This window comes from Mesorhizobium sp. CNPSo 4661 (genome assembly GCF_057784215.1).
The window spans coordinates 244,916-262,563 of the sequence record NZ_JBWGIO010000005.1; the positions used below are offsets into that span (position 1 = coordinate 244,916).

Consider the following 17,648-nt stretch of genomic DNA (forward strand, 5'->3'; position numbering starts at 1 on the left):
CGATTGCCGGCGAAACGCGGCGTTTCGCCCGTGGAGACGTTGATAGTGATGAACAAGGTCGATCGCGACATCGCCAACCTGCCCGACACGACAGTGTCGGTGAAGGAGAAATTCGGTTTCGATTCCAAGATGATCGTGCCTGCCTATTCGGCGGCGACCGAGCATGTGCCGGACATCGACCCGGATTATCTGTTCGACAAGGCGACGACATTGGCGATCCTCGCCGGCTTTGCCTACAACCGCCGCGTCATGGTGTCGGGCTATCACGGCACCGGCAAGTCGACGCATATCGAGCAGGTGGCGGCGCGGCTCAACTGGCCCTGCGTGCGCGTCAACCTCGACAGCCATGTCAGTCGTATCGACCTCGTCGGCAAGGACGCTATCGTCGTCAAGGAAGGCCTGCAGATCACCGAATTCCGCGACGGCATCCTGCCCTGGGCCTACCAGCACAATGTTGCGCTCTGCTTCGACGAGTATGACGCCGGCCGCCCGGACGTGATGTTCGTCATCCAGCGCGTGCTGGAATCATCGGGCCGGCTGACGCTGCTCGACCAGAGCCGCGTCATCCGCCCGCATCCGGCGTTCCGGCTGTTCGCCACCGCCAACACGGTCGGCCTCGGCGACACCACCGGCCTCTATCACGGCACGCAGCAGATCAACCAGGCGCAGATGGATCGCTGGTCGATCGTCACCACGCTCAACTACCTGCCGCACGACAATGAAGTGAACATCGTGCTGGCCAAGGCCAAGCACTATCGCGACAGCAAGGGCAAGGACATCGTCAACAAGATGGTGCGCGTCGCCGACATGACGCGCTCGGCCTTCATCAATGGCGACCTGTCGACCGTGATGAGCCCGCGTACCGTCATCACCTGGGCCGAAAACGCCGAGATCTTCGGCGATATCGGCATGGCGTTCCGACTGACCTTCCTCAACAAGTGCGACGAGCTGGAGCGTTCGGTGGTGGCCGAGTTCTACCAGCGCGCCTTCGGCGAGGATCTGCCGGAGAGCGCCGCCAACGTGGTGCTGGGCTAGGCGCGCAGCCGAAAGGCCTCCAGCCTTTCAGCATGAATCGCGCAGGGAATGATCATGGCGGGTCCGGGCGACAACACGCGCAACAAGCCGAAGACGGGTTCTGAAGCCGACAGCTTCAAGCGCGCCGTCACCGTGTGCATGCGCGCCGTCGCCGGCGACAAGGACCTCGAGGTCGGTTTCGCCAAGGACCGGCCGGCTCTGGCGGGCAACCGCGCGCGCCTGCCGGAATTGCCAAAAAAGGCCTCGCGCAACGACATCGCGATCACGCGCGGCCTGGGCGACTCGATGGCGCTGAAGCGCGCCTGCCACGATCAGCGCATCCACAACAAGCTGGCGCCGGAAGGCAAGCTGGCGCGATCCATCTTCGATGCCGTCGAGCAGGCGCGCGTCGAAGCGATCGGCAGCCGCGCCATGCAGGGCGTGGCCGACAATATCGGCTCGATGCTCGAGGACAAATACACCAAGGCCAACCTTGTCGACGTCAGGGACAAGGCGGACGCGCCGCTTGAGGAAGCGATAGCGCTGATCGTGCGCGAGAAGCTCACCGGCCGCGCGATCCCGAAGAGCGCCGAGCGGCTGGTCGATCTATGGCGCCCCTGGGTCGAGGAGAAGGCGAGCGGCGACCTCGACGGTCTGTCGGCCAAGCTCGAGGACCAGCAGGCCTTTGCCCGCGTCGTGCGCGACATGCTGGTTTCCATGGAAATGGCCGAGGAGCTCGGCGACGACCAGGAAACCGACGACTCGGAGGAAAACGAAGAGAACGAGCAGCAGGGCGAGGACCAGAGCGAGGAGGGCGGCGAGGAGGATTCAGGCTCCGAGCAGTCGCAGTCGGAAGATGCCGAAGCTTCCGCCGACGACGAAGAGTCGGCCGAGACCGAAGCGACCGACGCCACGTCCGATGACCTTTCCGACGAGGACGATTCCGACGCCGAGACGCCGGGCGAGGCCAAGCGCAACGACAATCCGTTCCTCAACCTGCCGAAAGAGATCGACTACAAGGTGTTCACCACCGCCTTCGACGAGACGGTGGGCGCCGAGGACCTTTGCGAGGAAGAGGAGCTCGACCGGCTGCGCGCCTTCCTCGACAAGCAGCTCGCCAACCTTTCCGGCGTCGTCGGACGGCTCGCCAACCGGCTGCAGCGCCGGCTGATGGCGCAGCAGAACCGCTCCTGGGATTTCGACCTCGAGGAAGGCTATCTCGATCCGGCCCGGCTGGTGCGCGTCGTCATCGATCCGATGCAGCCGCTGTCCTTCAAGCAGGAGCGCGACACCAAGTTCCGCGACACGGTGGTGTCGCTGGTGCTCGACAATTCGGGCTCGATGCGCGGCCGGCCGATCACCGTCGCCGCGACCTGCGCCGACATCCTGGCGCGCACGCTGGAGCGTTGCGGCGTTTCGGTGGAAATCCTCGGCTTCACGACGCGGGCGTGGAAAGGCGGGCAGGCGCGCGAGAAATGGCTGAAGGACGGCAAGCCGCCGAATCCCGGCCGGCTCAACGACCTGCGCCACATCATCTACAAGTCCGCCGACCATCCGTGGCGGCGCGCGCGACGCAATCTCGGGCTGATGATGCGCGAGGGCCTGCTCAAGGAAAATATCGACGGCGAGGCACTACTTTGGGCACATAGCCGCCTGATCGGCCGGCCCGAGCAGCGCAAGATCCTGATGATGATCTCGGACGGCGCGCCGGTCGACGATTCCACGCTCTCGGTCAATCCGGGCAATTATCTGGAGCGGCATCTGCGGGCGGTGATCGAGCTGATCGAGACGCGCTCGCCGGTCGAGCTTTTGGCGATCGGCATCGGCCACGACGTCACGCGCTATTATCGCCGCGCCGTCACCATCGTCGATGCCGAGGAACTGGCCGGCGCCATGACCGAGCAGCTCGCCTCGCTGTTCGGCGAGGAGAGCGCGCGCGACACGCGGCGCGGCGGATTGCGGCGCGCCGGATGATCTTTTCGGGGTGGCGCGCGCGGCGGACGCTTTTCGCCTGCGTGCTGGCCTGCGCCTCGCCTGCCATCGCTGTCGCGGGAGTTGCTGTCGAGACGGTCGAGATTTCGGCGCGGCCGATCAGCCAGTTCCATGTCGGCCACGACGAGACGCGCTTCGGGCCGCTCGAATTCGTCGGTGGACTGGAGATGACGTCGCCGGCGCGCGATTTCGGCGCGCTGTCGGCGTTTCGTTTCCTGAAGCCGGGCAGCGACTTCATCGGCGTCGCCGACACCGGCTTCTGGTTCTTCGGCGCGATCACGCATGGCGCCGACAAGCGCCCGTCGGGCGTTTCCAATTTCCGCATGCAGCAGATGGTCGATGCTTCGGGCCAGCCAATCGACCGGAAGTGGGAGGTCGACGCGGAAGGGCTCGCGGTCAAGGACGGCATCGCCACCGTCGGCTTCGAGCGCGACCAGCGTGTCGCCCAGTTCAAAATCGATCCCGGCAATATGAAAGCGCCTGTACGGCAGCTCGACTACCTGGTTCCCGCCAAGGAGCTGCGCCAGAATCGCGGCTTCGAGACCGTCACTCACGCCAACCCTTATGGGCAGCATGCGGGAGGCCTGGTGGTTGTCTCGGAGAGGAGCCTCGACGAGGCCGGCAACGTCTACGCCGCCATCATCGAGGGGCCGCACAAGGGCATCTTCACCGTCAGGCGCGACGGCGAATTCGACATAACCGACGGCACCTTCCTGCCGGACGGCGACCTGCTGCTCCTGGAGCGCAGCTTCTCGCTCGCGCGCGGGGTGAAGATGCGGCTGCGGCGCATCTATGGCGAAAGCGTCGAGAAGGGCGCGGTCGCCGACGGGCCGGTGCTGATGGAGGCCGACATGGGCTACCAGATCGACAATATGGAAGGGCTCGACGTCTGGACCCGCGACGACGGCGCGCTGATGGTGTCGCTGATATCCGACGACAACCATTCGATCCTGCAGCGCAACCTTTATCTGGAATTCATCCTGCACCAGGATTGAAGATGGCTGGTCGGCACGGTTCGGCTGCCCCGCCGGCGGGCGCCGCCGGCCGAGAGACTACCGGCCGACGTGGCGGACTTCGTTCATCACGAAATTGGCCGCGCGCTTGCTCCGGTTGCGGATCTTGAGTGTCGCGGTGTTGTCCACGAAATAGGTGTGGAGAATGCTGTCGCGGGTGCGAACCTCCGGCCCGACGGTGTCGACCGCGTGCCAGGTGTCGGTGCCGACCGCAAAGGCATAGCCGGTGTTCGGGGAAAACGACATCCGGTGCGAATTCTCGAAACGCCCGTCCGGCTTGCGCTCGGCGAAGCGGGTGCCGACGTGGTTGATCGAGTCGTCCTCCGGCAGGTAGAACTGGACTGTGATGCCCTTCCATTCCGTGTCGGTGTGGAAGCCGATCTTGTAGCCCGCCACGTCGCGCGTCAGCATCGGCACCGGATACATGCCGACTTTCATGAAATCCGATCCGAACCGGCGCTCCAGGCCCGGGGCAAGGCGGCGCATGAACGCGTCCTTCAGTTGCGGCGCATGCAGTGCCTTTCCGACCAGAGACCAGACGGCCCGTTTCTCGTCTGGCAGGTGACGGATGTATTCCGGGTAGAGGTCGATCTTGATCCGCGTCGCGGTGCCGTCGGCTTGAATGTTGACGTTGTTGCGTCCCTTGAGCGCGCGATATTCGCGCGCCTCGGGCATGGCGGCGCGCATGCGCAGGTAGAGGTCCGCCGGAAAGACATCCGTCATCTCAAGATGCCAGAAAGGCTTTTCCACAAACGTGGCGCGGTCCACGGCCTCGACCATGTGGGAGACAACATGCTGCAGCGTTTGTTTCGCCGATGCTGGCGCCACCGCGCCGCCTATGGCCGACATGGATACCCTTTCCCCAATCTCAAGAACCCCGAATCCAAATTTCTTGAATAGATATATCGCTGACCGCGCGGAATGCTAACCAAAGCACAGGCTGGATTGCAACGATCCACCAGGCTGATTTCGATCGCGGTTCTTTGAATCAACGAGTGACGTTGCATCGGCGAAAAGCAAGCGCGTTGCGAGGAGCGCAGCCGGCGATGCTGATATGGCCGCAGGCCGATATTCAACGGACCTTGTAGATCTCGATCGGTTTTCCCGCGGTGGACTGGTCCAGCTCGAGCCACTTCGGCAGGTCGCCCCGCAGCAACGCCGCGGCAAGGCCGTTCGGCGCATCCAGGCCCAGCGATATTTCTTCCGTGTTGCCGCGGCAGATCGCGACCAGCCCCACATGCTCGCGCTCGATGACGGCGCGGGCGGCGTCCGGCGTTCCAATGAAGGCGTCGAGCATGGCAAGGTTGCCGCCGACATTGCGGTGGTAAGGGCCGGCCAGCGCGCGGTGGCCGGTGAACATCAATATTCCCGAGCCGAGATTGGATGAGGCAAGCACCGTCGTCGCCGGCATCGCGGCAAGATCGTGGAAGTCGCCCGGCTTGCCGCAGGTCACGGCATGGTCGGGATCGGAATTGATCCGCTGCGGCGCTTTCTGGACCACGGACTGTGCCGCCGCCGCGACCCCGGCCCAGGTCGCGTTGAGCGAGACCAGCCACGCCATGACGATGCCGGTCGAGAGGCGCCACGAGGGCGCGGCGTCCGCCCGCAGCCGGATTTTCGCGATCCAGGCCGAGAGCGGCAATACGGCGAAGGCGACGGAGAAAGTCGAGCCGCGCACCTGCCAGAGGCTGACGCCGAAGGCGACGACAAGCAGGATGGTGGCGAGAATTTCCTCGCGGCGCAGGCGGAGGCTTCGCAGTTGAAAGCCGATCAGCAGGATAGCGATGAAGGGCGTCACATAGCGCGCCGCCATCAGCTTCGGCTGGTGGATGGCGACGCTCCAGAAGGGCTGCGCTTCGACCACGTCGGCCAGCCAGTAGGTGCGGATGCGCTCGTCCATGCCCGCATAGGGCGACGCCAGGCATTGCGGGAAGAACAGCATCACGGCGGCCGCGACCACCGCCGCCAGCGCCAACATGGAGACCAGCCGCACCCGGACTGTCGACGCGGCCAATGCAGCGGCCATCGCGAGGCCGAAGCCGGACAGCGCTGCCACCGCGAACTGGAAGGACGAGAAGGCGTCGCATTGGGCCGTGCCCCAATCGGCTGGCCGGATGGTCGCCACGAAGACCAGCAAGGCGATGCCGGCAAATCCGAGGCCGAAGCCTCGTGCGGTGATCCGCTCCCTGTCGTCGAGGACGAACAGGACGGCGGTACAGATGCCGAGCACCGCCACATAGGGAGCAGTCTCCATGCCGACAGCCAGCGTCAGGCCGGCGCAGATGCCCGACAGAAGGGCAGCGGGCCGCCAGGAGGGCGCTTCCATCAAGAGCCAGAGGCTGGCCGCCGTCAGCAACAGCTGGACATTGTGGTGGTCGATCACGCCCGGGCTATAGATCACCAGGAAGAAAAGCCCTGCCGTTGACAGGATGACCGCCGGCATCGCGACATTCGCGCCGGCGAAGCGCTGCGAGGCGCGCATCAGCACGAATATGGTCAGCCCGTAGAGCAAGGTCGGCCAGATGATCTGCGCGGCGCGTTCGGCGGTCGCGGGGCCGGCGCCGAGCGCATCGAAGGCCATGATGATCAGCGCGAGCGGCGTGTCCACCAGCCGCGACCAATGCATGACGAAGCCGCCCGAGGCGCCCATCCGGTATTGATGGAGATCGAACCAGCTTTGGCCGCCGAGCAGGTCGCGGACCTCGACCAGCCGCAGCATGCTGTCATTGTCGGCGCCATAGTTGGCAAGGGTGGGGAAGCCGGACACCGCGTTGATCGCCAGCACCACCAGCGTGGCGCACAACGCAAGCAGGAGATTGTTTTTCCAACCGGTGCCTTGCACGGTCATACTGGTCGCAATGCCCTGGAGAGTTTTCGCGATCCTGCATCATCGGGCGTAACAAAGCGTAAAGCGGCAGAGGCAATCCGGATTACGGCGTCCTGGTTGCAACCCAGATCACGTGACGGGCGCCGCGCTTGCCGTTGGCCCGCGTGTGGATCTCCTCGACCGCGAAACCGGCCTGCGTCAGGCGCCGGGTGAAGCGGCTGTCCGGCCCCTGCGACCAGACCGCCAGAACGCCACCGGGCTTCAAGGCGGCATGCGTGGCCGCCAGCCCGGCCGCGTCATAGAGCGTATCATTGCCCTTGTAGACGATGCCTTCGGGGCCGTTGTCGACGTCGAGCAGGATGGCGTCCCAGATAGCCTTCTCCGCCCTTATCAACTGACCGACATCGACTTCCTGAATGGTGACGCGCGGATCGTCGAGACAGCCGTCGAAGATTTTCGCCATCGGGCCGCGCGCCCAGGCGACGACTGCGGGAACCAGTTCGGCGACGGTGACGGTTGCGTCCTCGTCAAGCGCGGCGAGGGCGGCGCGCAAGGTGAAACCCATGCCGAGCCCGCCGATGAGGATATCTGGCTGCTTGCGCCCGGCGATCCGCTCGCAGGAAAACCTGGCGAGCGCTTCCTCGGAGCCGCTGAGGCGGCTGTTCATCAGCTCGTTGGTGCCGAGCATGATCGAGAATTCATCGCCTCGCCGCTTCAGGCGAAGTTCCTGGCCGCCATCAGGCGTGCGGGCGGAATCAACCTGAATCCAGGGGATCACGGCCTGATTCCACTTTTTGGGATCATGCTCTCATTTTTTGTTTGGGGCATGATCTTTACCAAAAACCGGCTCCCACTTTTTGGGATCATGCTCCGACCGCGACGGCCGGCTGGCTCCAGCGCGCGGCGAGCAGCCGGTAGGGGATTAGCGCCACGACGGCGATGATCAGCTTGACCGAAAGGTCGCCAAGCGCCCAGGACACCCAGCGCATCGTCTCGACCGGCAGCACGCCCACCAGCGGCGCGGTCTCCAGCGCGAAGCTGTCGTTGGGGCCGGCAAAGGCGAAGGCGGCGGAGAAGGCGATGCCGAAGAAGACGATCGTGTCGAACACCGAGCCGACCAGCGTGCCGATGATCGGCGCGCGCCACCAGCTCTGCCGGCGCAGCCGGTTGAAGACGGTGACGTCGAGCAATTGCGCGATAAGGAAGGCGGCGCCCGAAGCGGCGGCGATGCGCACCAATCGGTCGGCGGCGGTCTCGAATTCGATCAGCCCGTGGCGGAACAGGAAGGGCGGGATCAGGATCGAGCAGGTCACCGCCGTCATGAAGCCGACGAACACCACCTTGCGCGCCACGGCCGGGCCGTAGCGGCGGTTGGCGAGGTCGGTGACCAGGAAGGAGAAGGGATAGGTGAAGGCGCCCCAGGTCAGCACGTCGGCCAGCGCCAGGCCGCCGACCTGGCCCTGCATCGGGAACTGCACGAGGATGTTCGACGCCACGACGACAAGCGCCATGGCGGCCACGAAGGGCAGATATCGCGTCAGGAAATTCATTTTTTTATCCTGGGTAATGGAACCAGCCGAGCGTCATGGCGACGCTCGCTCTTGTTTCGAGCACCGGTTTGCGCGGTGCTCGAGGCGGTCGTCCCCCGCCTGAAAGCTGCTTTAAGCGGCCGACTGCTCGGCAAGCTTCTTGGCGATCTGCTTCTTGAGCAGGCGGGCGCGCTGCGACAATTCCTTGACGTCGGCCTTGGCCAGGAAGGCGTCGAGGCCGCCGCGGTGCTCGACCGAACGCAGCGCGTTGGCCGAAATGCGCAGGCGAACGTTCTGGTTCAGCGCTTCGGAAATCAGCGTCACATTGACCAGGTTCGGCAGGAAGCGACGCTTGGTCTTGTTGTTGGCGTGGCTCACATTGTTGCCGGTCTGGACTGCCTTGGCAGTGAGTTCGCAGGTGCGGGACATTTGTCTAACCTTCAGTTTCTAAACCTGCCAAACCATACTGCCCGCGCCGGGCGGCGCGCGGTCTCGGTCAGGCGGCCTTTGGAAAAGTTGGCGTTCCATAGTGGCATTTCACAACTGCGTCAAGCTCCGGCACGCCGCCGGCAGCAAGTCACGCTCCATATAAAGGCCGGATTTCACACTATAAGCCTTTCGTGAAGGGATATGCCAGGCTGGAGCCGCTGCGTTCCGGCCGAACCGCCAGGGATTCGCCAGCCGCCATGCTCCGCCCATCTCATGCATTTACCACCTTGCTTGCCCTTGCCGTGCCGGCAACAAGCTTCGCCGCCTCCAGCCCACAATCCTTCAAGGGCGAATATACGGTATCCTTCCTTGGCCTTTCGATAGCGAAGTCAACGTTTTCCAGCCGTTATGAGAACGGCGTCTACTCGATCGACGGCAGCGTCTCGGCCGCAGGACTGGCCAAGCTTTTTGACGATACGCGTGGGACGATCTCGTCCAAGGGCACGATTTCAGGTCAGAAAATGGTGCCGCAGGCGTTCCGAGCCGACTATACCTCCGGCAAGAAGGCGTCGCTGGTTGACATCCGTTTTGGCAATGGCGACGTCACCTCGACCAAGGTCGTTCCGGCGCCGGAAAAGCGCGATCCCAAGTCCTGGGTGCCGCTCGGCGCCGGCGACCTGAAGTCGGTGCTCGATCCGATGGCGGCGACCGTCATCTATGCCGACAGTCTCGACAAGGTGTGCGGGCGGACAGTCAAATTCTATGACGGCGAGATGCGCGCCAACCTGGCGCTGACCTACGCCTCGAAAGGCTCGATCTCGGTGCCTGGCTACAAGGGCGACACGGTGACCTGCAGGATGAACTTCGAGCCGGTCGCGGGCTACCGCAAGGGCCGCAAGGCGCTGGAGTTCCTGAAGAACAGGAGCCGGATGATGGTGACGTTTGCACGGCTCGGCAAATCCAGCGTATATGCGCCGATCCACGCGACGGTCGGGACCCAGATCGGTCCGTTGACCATCAGCGCGAGACGATTCGAAGCAGTCGATTAAGTCAGGCGCCACCGCGCGCCGGCGGGGGAATGGATGGGGCGCGCAACATTGATCGGGTTCTCGGCGGTCGCCATGTGGGCGCTGCTGGCGCTGCTCACCGACGCCTCGGGCCAAGTGCCGCCGTTCCTGCTGTCGGCCATCACCTTCGCCATCGGCACCTGCGTCGGCCTCGTGGCGCGGCTCGTGATGCCGGCTCCCGACCGGAGCCATAGGATCCCGCCACAGGTCTGGGTGATCGGCATAGCTGGGCTGTTCGGCTACCACTTCTTCTATTTCACGGCGCTGCGCAACGCGCCGGCGGTCGAGGCGAGCCTGATCGCCTATCTGTGGCCGCTGCTGATCGTGCTCGGCTCGGCGCTGATGCCGGGCGAACGGCTGGCCTGGAACCATGTCGTCGGCGCGCTGCTCGGCCTTGCCGGCACGTTCCTGATCGTTACCAAGGGCGGCGCGCTTGCCTTCGACGCGCGCTACGCCTTCGGCTACGCGATGGCCGCCGTCTGCGCGCTGTTGTGGTCGTCCTATTCGCTGCTGTCGCGGCGCTTCCCCTCGGTGCCGACCTCGATCGTCACGTGGTTCTGCGCGGCGACGTCGGTGCTTTCGCTGGCCTGCCATCTTCTGCTTGAGAAGACGGTGCTGCCGGATGGCCCTGGACAGTGGCTGGCCGTCATCGGGCTCGGCCTGATGCCGGTGGGTGCTGCCTTCTATGCCTGGGACATCGGCGTCAAGCGCGGGAACATCCAGGTGCTGGGCGCCGCGAGCTACGCCGCGCCGCTTCTGTCGACGCTGGTGCTGATCGCTGCCGGCGTCGCCGAGCCGTCGCTGCGCATCCTCGCCGCGTGCGTGCTCAACACCGGCGGCGCCGTGCTCGCGGCGAAGTCGCTGTTGATGCGCAAGCCGGCGGCCAAAGAGGTCAACGCATGATGCCGTTTCCCGGCGGCATCGAGGCCAACGCGAACGCGACGCTGCTGTTCTCGTTCGTCGCGGCCGTGATCTACGCCTTTGCGCTCGACATGCCTCCGAAATGGACGCGCACGGCGGCAAAGACGCTTGCCGTGGGCTCGCTGGCCGTGCTTGCCGCCATGCAGGGCGGTCCGCTGCCGCTCGTCGCGGCGCTGGGCTTGAGCGCCGTCGGCGACGCCTTCCTGTCGCGCGACGGCGAGAAGGCATTTCTCGGCGGGCTGGCGAGCTTTCTGGCCGGCCACATCGCCTATGTCGCGCTGTTCTTGCAGGCGGGCGGCGGGCTCGGCCTGTTGAGCGCCGAATCGTGGCGTGGCGCGATTGCGCTGGCCATGGCCGCATTCAGCATCGTCATGCTTGCCGCGCTCTGGCGCCGCGTCGGCCCGCAGCTGCGGATCCCGGTCGCCGTCTATGTGGCGGCGATCCTCGTCATGGGTATTTCGGCGCTCACCACAGACAAGGTCTGGGTGATTGCCGGCGCGGTGCTGTTCATCGCCTCGGACGGGCTCTTGGCAACCGAGCGCTTCCTGCTCGCGGCGATCTCGCCGCATCGCGTTTGGATGCGCCATGCGGTCTGGGTGCTTTACTACGCCGCCCAGCTGGCGATCACGCTGGGATTTTTATTGGGCGTAGCCGGTTAGGACGTCTTGGGCTGCCAGCCCGGCTCGGCCAGCTCGAAGGCGGCAAAATCGAAGCCCGGCGCCACGGTGCAGCCGACCAGCGTCCATTCGCCGAGGCTGCGCGCCGATTGCCACCAGCCGGCCGGCACGACGATCTGCGGCCGCTCGCCTGCGGCAAGGGCCGTGCCCAGCACCTGCTCGATGACCATGCCCACGCCTTCCTCATGCATCGACAGCGCCAGCGGCGCGCCGGCATGGAAGTGCCAGACTTCGGCCGCGTCCGTCACCCGATGCCAGGCCGAAAGCTGGCCTTGCTCAAGCAGGAAATAGATCGCGGTCGAATGACCGCGCGGGCCGCCGGCGGCGTCGCGAAAGGTCTCGGCATACCAGCCGCCCTCGGGATGCGGCTTGAGGCCTAGCGTTGCGATGATCTCGGCGGCGCTGGTGGTCATTCGCATCCTTTGCCTTGATGCGTGTCGTTATCCCAAAAACGCTGAACGACATACTTTGCATTTGATGCGTGTCGTTGTCCCAAAACCGCTATGCACTTTTGGGCGACACGCATTAGAAATTATCCTTGCGCTTGCGGATCTCGGCAAACACCTCGGCGTCGGATGCGTTCTTCATGCCGAGATGCTTGCGGATCGCCGGATCGTGCCAGCGCAGGAACGGGTTGGTCGACAGTTCCTCGCCGATGGTGGTCGGCAGCGTCGGCCTGTTGTCCGCGCGCAGCGCCTCGATCCTTGCCGCGCGCTGCTTGAGCGCCGGGTTGCTGGGGTCGACCGACACCGCAAAGCGGGCATTGGCCAAGGTGTATTCGTGGCCGCAATAGATGGCGGTTTCCGCCGGCAGCGCCGCCAGCTTCTTCAGCGATTCATACATGACCGGCGGCTTGCATTCGAACAGGCGGCCGCAACCCAGCGCAAACAGCGTGTCAGCGGTGAAAGCCACCTTCGAGGCCGGCAGGTGGTAGGAGACGTGACCGGCGGTATGGCCGGGCGTCTCGATGACCTCGATCCTTTCCTCCCCAAGGCGCACGACCGAGCCCTGGCCGACCGTGTCGTCGATGCCCGGGATTTTCGCCTTCTCGGCTTCCGGACCGACGATGCGAAGCTTGAAGCGCTCCTTCAGTGCCAGATTGGCTTCGACATGGTCGGCATGATGATGCGTGGTGAGGATCAATGTCGGCGTCCAGCCGGTGCGCTTGATCGCCGCCAGGATCGGCGCCTCTTCCGGCGCGTCGATGATGGCCGTCTGTCCGCTTTTCGGGTCATGGACCAGTACGCCGAAATTGTCGGTGCGGCACATGAACTGCTCGATTTCGACCGCCATCGCATGTCTCCATTTGTCGTCGCAGACATAGGGCGGCCGGCCGCCGATGTCATCCGGGTTTGTCGAACTTGCCGCCTTTGTTGAACTTGAGCCCCTTCGCAGCTACCGTCCCGGCATGCATTCAGATATCGTCGACCTGCGTTCCTTCTATTCGACCACGCTCGGACGCCTGGCCGAGCATTCGATCACCATGGCGCTTTCGTCCATATGGGCAACCGTTCCCAACGAGCGGCTGGTCGGCCTCGGCTACACGCTGCCATGGCTGGAACGCTTCGGTACCGATGCCGAGCGGGTCTTTGCCTTCATGCCGGCGACGCAGGGCGCGGTGGTGTGGCCGGTGTCGGGGCCGGCGGCGACGGCGCTGGTCTTCGACGAGGAGCTGCCGCTGGTCGATTCCTGCATCGACCGCATGCTTCTGGTGCACTCGCTCGAACATGTCGAAAACCCGCGCGAGACGCTGAACGAGATCTGGCGCGTGCTGTCGCCGGCGGGCAGGGTTGTCATCGTCGTGCCCAACCGGCGCGGCGTCTGGGCGCGGTTCGAGCACACGCCCTTCGGCAACGGCCGGCCGTTCTCGCGCGGCCAGTTGACCGAGTTGCTGCGCGAGGCGAACTTCACCCCGGCGACATGGAGCGATGCGCTGTTCTTCCCGCCGTCGCCGCGGCGTTTCATGATGCGGTTCCACAATGTGCTGGAGAAAGCCGGCCGGCGGTTTTGGCCGATCTTTTCCGGCGTCATCGTCGTCGAGGCGCAGAAGCGGCTCTATCAGGGTGTGCCGGTCGCGCAGCGCGCCTCTCGCCGCGTCTTCGTGCCGGTCTTTTCGCCGCAGGGGGCGACGCGGCTTGGCCGGCGGTCGACGCCGCGCCCGGCCAAGTGACGCGTTCGTGATCGCCGCCGCGCCTTGCATCGCGCTTCGATCGTCACCCTATCTGAGGCATGCCCGCCCAGCGCGGTATTCATGACCGCCGCGGAAACCAGGAATATCCTTCATGGACGACCAGACCGATAGAAAGCCGGGCCCAAAAAAGGCCGCCGTCTCGGTCGAGGCGAGCAGCCTCGCCGACCAGGTGGCGACGATCAAGCAGGGGCTGAAGTCCTCGCCTGTGCGCCGGCAGCTTACCTGGGTCTCCATCGGCATCGTCGCGGTCATTGTCGCAACCTCAATCGGACAGGTCCTGCTCAACCGCTGGAACCAGCCTTTCTACGACGCGCTGGCCCGGCGAGACATCGCTGATTTCCTGCACCAGCTTCTGGTCTTCGCGATGATCGCCGGCGGGCTTCTGGTGCTCAATATCGGCCAGACCTGGCTCAACCAGATGATCCGCTTGCGGCTGCGCGAGGCGCTGACACTCGACCTGATCGATCAATGGATGCGCCCGGCGCGTGCCTTCCGGCTGGCCAATGCCGGCGCCATCGGCGTCAATCCCGACCAGCGCATGCAGCAGGATGCCGCTCACCTGTCGGACCTGTCGACGGATCTCGGCGTCGGCCTGCTGCAGTCGTTCATCCTGCTCGTCTCCTTCATCGGCGTGCTGTGGGAGTTGTCTTCCGGCTTTGTCTTTCACGTCGGCGGCTATTCGCTGGCGATACCGGGCTACATGGTCTGGGCCGCGTTCCTCTATGCCGGCATCGCCTCGTGGCTGAGCTGGCTGGTCGGGCGCCCGCTGATCAGCCTCAACAGCGAGCGCTATACCCGCGAAGCCGAACTGCGCTCCTCCATGGTGCGGGTCAACGAGAACGTCGATGCGATAGCGCTCTATCATGGCGAGCCCGATGCCAGGCGCCGGCTCGAGCTCGATCTCGGCACGGTGCTGGGCGCCATGCGGCGCATCTTCACCGCGCAGATCAACCTGTCCTGGGTGACCGACACCTATGGCTGGATAACGGTGGTGGCGCCCATCCTGGTGGCTTCACCGGTCTATTTCTCGGGCGACATCTCGTTCGGCGGGCTGATGATGGCGGTCGGCGCCTTCAACCAGGTCCATTCGTCCCTGCGCTGGTTCATCAACAACATCGGCAGCATCGCCGACTGGCGCGCGACGCTGATGCGCGTGGCCGATTTCCGGATCGCGCTGGAAGAAACCGATGTGCTGCACGGCACGGAAAGGCGCATCGAGTTCAGAGAAAACGCCAATGGCAGCCTGACCTTCGAGAAACTCCAGGTGGCTTCTCCGGAAGGCTGCACCAAGCTCGCGGACCCGCAAGTCGAGATTCATCCCGGCGAGCGCATCATGATCACCGGCGAGCCGGGCGCCGGCAAGACATTGTTCTTCCGCGCCATTGCCGGCCTGTGGCCATGGGGGAGCGGGCTGATCGGCCTGCCGGCGGGAGAGACCCCGATCTTCGTGCCGCGCGTTCCATACTTCCCGGCTGGCACGTTGCGCGAGGTCCTCGACCATCCGAACGGATCTGCGCCGGCCAGCGATGCCGAAATTTCGGCGGTGCTTGCCGAGGTCGGCCTCGAGCGGCTGTCATCCTCGCTCGACCGCAGCGGGCGTTGGGAGCGTGAACTGGGCGATGATGAGCAGCGAGCGCTGGCTTTCGCCCGGATCGCCGTGCGCAAACCAAGATGGGTGATCATCGACGAGGCTCTGGACGCATTCGACGGTCCGTCGCTGCGGCGGGTGCTGGCCATGCTGCAGACCCGCCTGCCCGATGCCGCCATCCTCAATATCGGGCGCGGCCTGCACAACCCCCAGTTCTTTCCGCGCTCCTTGAACATCGTGAAGGATACGGGGGCTCCGGCTTTGAAGCCCGTGCGTGTGCGGGCCGGGGCGATCGAGCCGCCACCAGCCGCTGCCCGCGCCAAGAAGAAATAGCTTTATTTCGCCGCGATCGCCGGGAAGAGTGGACGGCGTCGTCAGGACGCTCGCGGCCATGCTCGAGATGCTCAGCCTGCTTGCCTGCCTAACCTGCGCCGAGGCAGCGCCGTTGCCGCCAATCGGCGACGGCGCGCCCGTGGATGTCGAGCTCGTGCTTGCCGTCGACATTTCGCAGTCGATGGATGAGGAGGAGTTCGCCCTGCAGCGCGCCGGCTATGTCGAAGCGTTGCGCCACCCCGATTTCATCAATGCCGTGCGATCGGGTTCCAGGGGCCGCATCGCGCTCGCCTATTTCGAATGGGCGGGCGTGGTGCGCGACGACGGGGTCATAGCCTGGCAGGTCATCGACAACGAAGACAGCGCCTACGCCTTCGCCGAAAAGATCGCCGCGCGGCCGTTCCGCAGCTTTCGCGGCACCTCGATCTCCGGCGCGCTCGGCTTCGGCGCGGGGCTTCTGGAGAGCGCCGGCTTTTCGGCGCCGCGCCGTGTCGTCGACATATCGGGCGACGGGCCGAACAACACCGGGCTGCCGGTCGCCGCGATCCGCGATGCCGCGGTCGCCAGGGGCATCGTCATCAACGGCCTGCCGATCCTGATCAGCCCGTCGCCGAGCGTCAGCCATCTCGACCGCTATTATGCCGACTGCGTGACCGGAGGCGCCGGCTCCTTCGTTCTGCCGATTTATGCAGCGTCGGAATTTTCGACCGCCATACGCCGCAAGCTGATCCAGGAGGTGAGTGGCCTCACCGACGCCAGAGCCATTCGCGCCGAGGATCCGACGCCTGTCGACTGCCTGCTGGGCGAACGCCTGCGGCACCGGTATTCCGATCCCTACTTTCCGGAGCTCGACAGGTAAGCCGGCCGCTGCTTCAGACCGCCCTGGCGCCGTATTTGGCGCGGAACTCGTCGTAGCAGTCGCGCCGCCAGCGGCGGCCGACGACATAGCCGCGCAGGAGTTCGGCCGGCGAGTAGCCGAGCGACTTGGACGACCGGTTGGCGTTGTAGCCCGAAAAGGCCTGCGGCAACCTGCCCTTGAGGGTATCGGCGATGATCTGCCGCGCGATCATGTAAGGTGGAACGTCGGGATAGCGATCGGCAATATAAGGATGCTTGTCGATCAGATTGGCGTAGGCCTCGACATAGCCGTCGCGGCGGCCGGAGATCGAATTCTCCGAATTGTACTTCTTCCAGTCGATGTCCTCGGACAGCAAGGCGCCGCTGCGCTGGGCAAAGCGCAGCAGCAATTCGCGATCCTGCATGCGTGTCACGTCGCTGTCGTAGCCGCCGATCGCGAGCAGCGACTCGTGCCTTGCCGTGATCGCCGAGCCGGCAATGAAGATGGTCTGGGCGACCAGGGCGCGCTGCAGCGTGCTCTTGTCGAGGAAGGCATCGCGATTGATGCATTTGGTGCTGCGGCCGCCCTTCAGCGACAAGAAGGAACTGATCAACACCTCGAGCGAAGGGTTTTCGTGGAAGCGCGTCAGCGTCCGCTCCAGCCGGTCCGGCAGATAGACATCGTCCGAATCGAGGAACGTCACGACCGGCGCCCGCGCGCGCTCTATGCCCGCATTGCGCGCCGCATTGGCGCCGCGCCATTTGGCGCCGACATAGATCAGCCTCGGGTCGCGGATTTCGGCTAGCGCGGCGGCCGTCCCGTCGGTCGAACCGTCATCGACCACGATGTGCTCGAAGCGGGTAAGTGTCTGCGCCAGAACGCTTTCCACCGCGCGCACGACCTGGCTGCGCCGGTTGTGGGTCGGCGTGATCACTGAGATCAGCGGAACGTCCTGGTTCGACATCGGGCTGCCGCTACCGGTCGGATCTGGCATCTGTCGGAAAGTCGACGGCTATCTTGGTGTCCACCTCTGATTTGCGGTCGACGCTACAAAAAAGCCACCCTTGTGTCACGCCGCGCTCGCCAAGAAATGCCGAAATCAGCGGGTTTTCCGTAACCTTGCGGTCTGATGGCAACACTATCGGCGTTTCGCCTGGCGTAACTGCCCGCTGGGCGAGGTCAGAGGTCGGCTTTGTCTCGATGACGTCCAAGGTAATCGACCAGACTAC

At 64.8% G+C, this 17,648-nt stretch carries 18 protein-coding genes; 9 read left to right on the forward strand and 9 right to left on the reverse strand.

Going from position 1 to position 17,648, the window contains the following annotated elements; genetic code table 11:
* Positions 1-48: 48 nt before the first annotated feature.
* From cobS to AC0YKC_RS09695, 3 genes are read left to right on the forward strand one after another with little or no spacing between them, the layout of a single operon-like run.
* Positions 49-1,035, forward strand: coding sequence for a cobaltochelatase subunit CobS (gene cobS, locus AC0YKC_RS09685; RefSeq protein ID WP_320296656.1), 987 nt, complete (start codon positions 49-51; stop codon positions 1,033-1,035).
* 54 nt (positions 1,036-1,089) lie between these two features.
* Entirely contained in the window at positions 1,090-2,988 is a 1,899-nt protein-coding gene (cobT, locus tag AC0YKC_RS09690) for a cobaltochelatase subunit CobT (RefSeq protein WP_320296657.1), read from the forward strand.
* Complete coding sequence (locus AC0YKC_RS09695) at positions 2,985-4,001, forward strand: esterase-like activity of phytase family protein (RefSeq protein ID WP_488510922.1); 1,017 nt, start codon at positions 2,985-2,987, stop codon at positions 3,999-4,001. The genes cobT and AC0YKC_RS09695 overlap by 4 nt, the downstream gene beginning before the upstream one ends.
* Positions 4,002-4,058: 57 nt before the next feature.
* Here AC0YKC_RS09695 and AC0YKC_RS09700 read toward each other — a convergent pair whose 3' ends face one another.
* The 5 genes from AC0YKC_RS09700 to rpmB form a co-directional block, all read right to left on the reverse strand.
* Complete coding sequence (locus tag AC0YKC_RS09700) at positions 4,059-4,868, reverse strand: hypothetical protein (protein ID WP_320296659.1); 810 nt, start codon at positions 4,866-4,868, stop codon at positions 4,059-4,061.
* Positions 4,869-5,091: 223 nt separating this feature from the next.
* Entirely contained in the window at positions 5,092-6,867 is a 1,776-nt protein-coding gene (locus AC0YKC_RS09705; protein ID WP_488510923.1) for a GtrA family protein, read from the reverse strand.
* 82 nt (positions 6,868-6,949) lie between these two features.
* Positions 6,950-7,624, reverse strand: coding sequence for a spermidine synthase family protein (locus AC0YKC_RS09710; protein ID WP_488510924.1), 675 nt, complete (start codon positions 7,622-7,624; stop codon positions 6,950-6,952).
* An 85-nt stretch (positions 7,625-7,709) separates the two neighbouring features.
* Positions 7,710-8,396 carry a queuosine precursor transporter gene (locus AC0YKC_RS09715; protein WP_488510925.1) on the reverse strand — a complete coding sequence of 229 codons (687 nt, stop codon included), beginning with the start codon at positions 8,394-8,396 and terminating at the stop codon, positions 7,710-7,712.
* 111 nt (positions 8,397-8,507) lie between these two features.
* Positions 8,508-8,804: a 50S ribosomal protein L28 gene (rpmB, locus tag AC0YKC_RS09720; RefSeq protein WP_095767449.1), complete on the reverse strand. Its 297-nt coding sequence runs from the start codon at positions 8,802-8,804 to the stop codon at positions 8,508-8,510.
* A 257-nt stretch (positions 8,805-9,061) separates the two neighbouring features.
* On the opposite strand from rpmB, the gene AC0YKC_RS09725 reads away from it, so the two are divergent.
* Genes AC0YKC_RS09725 through AC0YKC_RS09735 form a run of 3 tightly spaced genes read left to right on the forward strand, consistent with a single transcriptional unit; the run spans position 9,062 to position 11,451 of the window.
* On the forward strand, positions 9,062-9,853 hold the full coding sequence (locus tag AC0YKC_RS09725; RefSeq protein WP_488510926.1) for a DUF3108 domain-containing protein: 792 nt from the start codon (positions 9,062-9,064) through the stop codon (positions 9,851-9,853).
* 33 nt (positions 9,854-9,886) lie between these two features.
* On the forward strand, positions 9,887-10,774 hold the full coding sequence (gene yddG / locus AC0YKC_RS09730; RefSeq protein WP_488510927.1) for an aromatic amino acid exporter YddG: 888 nt from the start codon (positions 9,887-9,889) through the stop codon (positions 10,772-10,774).
* Entirely contained in the window at positions 10,771-11,451 is a 681-nt protein-coding gene (locus AC0YKC_RS09735) for a lysoplasmalogenase (protein WP_434724201.1), read from the forward strand. The genes yddG and AC0YKC_RS09735 overlap by 4 nt, the downstream gene beginning before the upstream one ends.
* Here AC0YKC_RS09735 and AC0YKC_RS09740 read toward each other — a convergent pair.
* Both AC0YKC_RS09740 and gloB read right to left on the reverse strand, forming a co-directional pair.
* Positions 11,448-11,882, reverse strand: coding sequence for a cupin domain-containing protein (locus AC0YKC_RS09740; RefSeq protein ID WP_488510928.1), 435 nt, complete (start codon positions 11,880-11,882; stop codon positions 11,448-11,450). The two genes, AC0YKC_RS09735 and AC0YKC_RS09740, sit on opposite strands and share 4 nt — an antisense overlap.
* A 112-nt stretch (positions 11,883-11,994) precedes the next feature.
* Positions 11,995-12,762, reverse strand: coding sequence for a hydroxyacylglutathione hydrolase (gene gloB, locus AC0YKC_RS09745; protein WP_320296667.1), 768 nt, complete (start codon positions 12,760-12,762; stop codon positions 11,995-11,997).
* Positions 12,763-12,877: 115 nt separating this feature from the next.
* On the opposite strand from gloB, the gene AC0YKC_RS09750 reads away from it, so the two are divergent.
* From AC0YKC_RS09750 to AC0YKC_RS09760, 3 genes are all read left to right on the forward strand, one after another.
* On the forward strand, positions 12,878-13,639 hold the full coding sequence (locus tag AC0YKC_RS09750; RefSeq protein WP_320296668.1) for a class I SAM-dependent methyltransferase: 762 nt from the start codon (positions 12,878-12,880) through the stop codon (positions 13,637-13,639).
* 112 nt (positions 13,640-13,751) lie between these two features.
* Entirely contained in the window at positions 13,752-15,581 is a 1,830-nt protein-coding gene (locus tag AC0YKC_RS09755) for an ABC transporter ATP-binding protein/permease (RefSeq protein WP_488510929.1), read from the forward strand.
* Positions 15,582-15,648: 67 nt separating this feature from the next.
* Positions 15,649-16,440, forward strand: a complete 792-nt coding sequence (locus AC0YKC_RS09760; protein WP_434725574.1) for a DUF1194 domain-containing protein — start codon at positions 15,649-15,651, stop codon at positions 16,438-16,440.
* A 13-nt stretch (positions 16,441-16,453) separates the two neighbouring features.
* Here the strand turns inward: AC0YKC_RS09760 and AC0YKC_RS09765 are convergent, their stop codons facing one another.
* Positions 16,454-17,413, reverse strand: coding sequence for a glycosyltransferase family 2 protein (locus tag AC0YKC_RS09765; RefSeq protein WP_488510930.1), 960 nt, complete (start codon positions 17,411-17,413; stop codon positions 16,454-16,456).
* Positions 17,394-17,630, reverse strand: coding sequence for a hypothetical protein (locus tag AC0YKC_RS09770; RefSeq protein WP_488510931.1), 237 nt, complete (start codon positions 17,628-17,630; stop codon positions 17,394-17,396). The genes AC0YKC_RS09765 and AC0YKC_RS09770 overlap by 20 nt, the downstream gene beginning before the upstream one ends.
* Between the last annotated feature and the right edge of the window lie 18 nt (positions 17,631-17,648).